The organism is Actinomadura harenae (assembly GCF_003696215.1).
Classification (GTDB): domain Bacteria; phylum Actinomycetota; class Actinomycetes; order Streptosporangiales; family Streptosporangiaceae; genus Spirillospora; species Spirillospora harenae.
On the sequence record NZ_RFFG01000223.1, the window covers coordinates 1 to 4,001 of the forward strand.

Sequence of the window (4,001 nt, forward strand, 5' to 3'; positions counted from 1 at the left end):
TGACCACCAGCGAGGACACGATCTGACCCAAGGACTCCAGGTCCTGGACACGAGAGTGTTCACTCGCCGGCGGCTACCAGGCACCGAGTCTGGCATCACAACCCGACCCGGCAGCTCCCATTAGGACCCGGGTAGGTCCCGGGGTGGGATGCGCTGAGCTGCGGTGATCGCGCGGCGGCGGCGACCTGAGTAGGTTTGGGCGCACCCCACCCACGGAGGTTGGCAATGTCCCTCGCGCTCTTCGACGGAGCCCTCGCCGTCGTCACGGGAGCAGGCGGCGGTTTCGGCCGGGCCACCGCGCTCGCGCTCGCCGAGCGCGGCGCGACCGTGATCGCCGCCGACATCGACCGCGCGGCGGCCGAACGCACGGTCGTCCTCACCAAGGCCCTCGGCGCCGTCGGCGCGGCCTACGAGGTGGACGTGGCGGACGCCGCGGCGATGGAGCACTTCGCCGCCGCCGTCCGGTCCGACCACCGCGTCCCCGACATCGTCGTCAACAACGCCGGCATCGCCGTCTCCGGACCGCTGCTCGACACCGGCGTCGACGACTGGGAGCGCATCCTCGGCGTGAACCTGTGGGGCGTCATCCACGGGTCCCGCCTGTTCGCCAAGCAGATGGTCGAACGCGGCGAGGCGCTCCCCAACAAGCCCGACAAGCCCAACTACGGCGGGCACATCGTCAACATCGCGTCGGCCGCCGCGTTCGCGCCGTCCCGCGCGCTGCCCGCGTACTGCACGACGAAGGCGGCCGTGCTGATGCTGAGCGAGTGCCTGCGCGGCGAGCTCGCCGGGCGCCGCATCGGCGTCACCGCCGTCTGCCCGGGGTTCAGCGCCACCGGCATCATGCGGCACGGCACCATCGTCGGCGTCGACGCGGCGGGCCAGGAGCGGATGCGCGCCCGCGCCGACAGGCTCCTGCGGCTGCGGAACTACCCGCCGGAGAAGGTCGCCGAGCGGATCGTCCACGCGATCGCCAAGAACAAGGCCGTCGTGCCGGTGAACGCCGAGGCGCACGTCCTGCACGCCCTGTCGCGGATCGCGCCGGGCGCGATGCGGGCCATCGCCCGCATCCCCGCCCCGCTCGGCTAGCCGCCGGTCAGGGCGGCGGGCCGGTCAGGGCGGCGGGCCGGTCAGGGCAGTAGGTCGGTCGACGGGCGCTGGTGGACCGCGACCCCTCCGGGGTGGTCCAGCAGCGCCAGGTGGGCGGAGTAGCCGGGGCCGGGCGCCAGCTCGTGCAGGACGAACCGTCCGGGATGGTCGTCGCGGCCGGCCCAGGCGAGCAGGCGCGGCTCCTCCCCGGCGGGCGAGGTGCGCAGGCGCGGCATCGGGACGCGCAGGCCGTCGCCGGTGGCCTTGAGAAGGGCCTCCTTGCGCGTCCAGAAGACGAGCAGCTCGGCGGTCGTCGCGGCCGTCTCCCCGGTCGCCAGGACGTGCCCGGCGATGTCGTCGGCGACCTTCCGGGTCTCCTCGACGTCCAGGCCGAGCGGCCCGTGGGACGAGACGGCCACGCCGATGCGGTCGCCCGAGTGGGAGACCGACACCTGCGGCGCGTCCGGACGTCCCGCCACGCGCGGGCGGCCGTGCGGCTTGTCGCAGTCGGGGCAGGCGCGGTCGATCTCCACCCGCTCGGGCGGCAGGCCCAGAAGATCACCCAGCGCGAAGCGGGTGAGGGCCACGCCGAGGGTGAAGCGCTCGCGGTCGGCGTCGCGGAGGTAGCGCTCGCGGCGGGCCCGCTCGGTCGGGTCGAGGACGGCGGTCAGGGCAGGGGTCGCGGCGGTGCGCTCGGCCCACCAGACGGTCACCGGATCCACCGACACCTCCATTCGCTGCTGCTTGTCGTCACTTCCACGGCTCCGGCGGCTCGCGGGCCCGTCTCCGGGCCCCTTCGCCACGCCCCAGCGACATTAGCCGATGACGGCACGAGACCGAACAGGCTTCGCCGGTCGGGTCATTGGGGACCGTCCGCCCAATTCACCGCGAATACGGAAGCGGGCCGTGGAACGGCGTTCCGTTCCACGGCCCCTCGCGGAGTCTTGACGTTCGGTGTCCGGGCCTACACCCAGGACACGCCTTGCGGCTTCACGGCCACGGGCTTCAACCTCCTCCTCCCCAGGCTCTACCACGCCGGACGGCACTCCCAGCCGACGTGACCCTCCCCTTTACCGCCCCACCCTAGAAGTCTCTGACAGAGAGCACGACATGATCCGGCCGATTCAGGCCAGAAATGGTTTAGCGCAGCGAAGACAGCACTTCCCGTGCAGCGTCGGTCGCATTGGTCAGGGCGCTTTGCTGTACTGACTCCGGCTTGGTCCCGGATGGCAGCTGCCGACTGTAACCAACCCTGATCACCACGTTGCCACGGCGTGCGGTGACTTCTCCCACAACGAGCGGCTGGCCCTTGTCCTCCCGGAAACTCCGGAAGGCCTCATCGCCCAGGCCGGACACCGGATCAAGGGCGAACGTGCGCGCCAGCGGGGCGCTGTGGGCCTGCGTCCAGCGGGCCCCGTAGTTGCGCTTCGCGTCGCCGACGGCGTCCGGGAGGGTCGTCGTCGGGTACAGGTACATCTCGACCAGCAGCCAGCGGAAGGGCGCCTTCGAGGTGAACGTGCAGGTCGCGAGGGTGTTGTTGGAGTTCGGCTGCTTGCTCGCGCCCGGCACGACCCGGTTCAGGACGGCCCCGGACACCGTCCCGCAGGCCTCCGGAAGGGCCAGCGCGGTGAACGCCCTGCCGGTCGGCTGAGCCGCTTTGGACGGCGTTTTCGGCGGCGCGGACGTCTTCGAAGGTGCGGAATGCGGCGACTCGCCGGTTCCGGCCGGTGCCTGGAGGCCGGTTTCGGTCGGACCGGCTTTCGGCGTCCCGCCGCCCGACACGGACGGCACCAGCAGGAAGACCGCCGCCGCGGCCACCGCGAACGACACGCCCGCGACCAGGACCACCAGCATCCGCGGACGCCGCTCCGCCTTCGGCGACTCCGGCGCCGAGTACACCCGCCGGAACTGCTCCCCGCCCCGCGCCAGCCCGCCCCCGCCACCCCCGTGACCGGGCGGAACGTCCCCGAGCCCACCACCATGACCAGGCGGAACGTCCCCGAACGCCTCGGCATGGCCGGGCGGGACGCCCCCTTGATCGAACTCCTCAGGCGGCCAGCGCTCCTCCTCCGAGGGCGGCCAGGGCTCCTCCTCGGCGGGCAGGCGGCCCTCCCGTTCGGAAGGCGGCCAGCGCTCTTCCCCGTGGGGCGGCCACGCCTCCCCTTCAGCGGGCGGGCGGGCCCCCTCCCCGGGAGGCGGCCAGGGCTCTTCTTCGGGGGGTGGCCAGCTGTCGGACGTGGTCGGGGGACGCCCCGAACCGGCCCCGCCGGACTGCGTCGGACGGCCCACGCTGCGGCTCCTCACTCCCCCGATTACCGCCGGTCCCCACGACGGTAGACGGGCCGGGCACGGCCACGCCAGGGCCGCGCCGCGGGACTGTCGGACCCGGTCGTCAGAATGGGACCGTGCTGCTGTCGGAGATCGCCCGGGCGTCGGCCGAGGTCGCCGCCGAGCCGGGCCGCAAGGCCAAGGTCAGCGCCCTGGCGGGCGTCCTGCGCGCCGCCGGGCCCGCGGACGCGGCCGTCGTGGTCGCCTACCTGTCCGGCGAGCTGCCGCAGCGGCAGATCGGGGTCGGGTACGCGTCCCTGCGCGACCTTCCTGCCGGGGCGTCCGAGCCGTCCCTGACGGTGGCCGGGGTGCACGAGGCGTTCGGCGAGATCGGCGCGGTCTCCGGGGCCGGGTCCGTGGCGCGGCGGCGCGAGCTGGTGCGGGCCGTGTTCGCCCGCGCCACGCGCGCCGAGCAGGAGTTCCTCGTCCGGCTGCTGTCCGGCGAGCTGCGGCAGGGCGCGCTGGACGGGGTGATGACCGACGCCGTCGCCACCGCCGCCGGGGTGCCGCTCGCCGAGGTCCGGCGGGCCGTCATGCTGCGCGGCGCGCTCGGCCCGGTCGCCACCGCCGCCCTCGCCGACGAG

General features: G+C 73.9%; 3 protein-coding genes and 1 pseudogene. 2 read left to right on the forward strand and 2 right to left on the reverse strand.

Going from position 1 to position 4,001, the window contains the following annotated elements; all coding sequences use genetic code 11:
• Positions 1–225: 225 nt before the first annotated feature.
• Positions 226–1,089, forward strand: a complete 864-nt coding sequence (locus EBO15_RS42775; RefSeq protein ID WP_122200140.1) for an SDR family NAD(P)-dependent oxidoreductase — start codon at positions 226–228, stop codon at positions 1,087–1,089.
• A gap of 41 nt (positions 1,090–1,130) precedes the next feature.
• Here EBO15_RS42775 and EBO15_RS42780 read toward each other — a convergent pair whose 3' ends face one another.
• Together EBO15_RS42780 and EBO15_RS42785 are read right to left on the reverse strand one after the other, a co-directional pair.
• Positions 1,131–1,811, reverse strand: coding sequence for a 4'-phosphopantetheinyl transferase family protein (locus tag EBO15_RS42780; RefSeq protein WP_233616862.1), 681 nt, complete (start codon positions 1,809–1,811; stop codon positions 1,131–1,133).
• Positions 1,812–2,229: 418 nt separating this feature from the next.
• Positions 2,230–2,943, reverse strand: coding sequence for a hypothetical protein (locus tag EBO15_RS42785; protein WP_147481918.1), 714 nt, complete (start codon positions 2,941–2,943; stop codon positions 2,230–2,232).
• A gap of 551 nt (positions 2,944–3,494) precedes the next feature.
• Between EBO15_RS42785 and EBO15_RS42790 the strand changes: the two are divergent.
• Positions 3,495–4,001, forward strand: a pseudogene (locus EBO15_RS42790) (ATP-dependent DNA ligase); the annotation flags it as partial.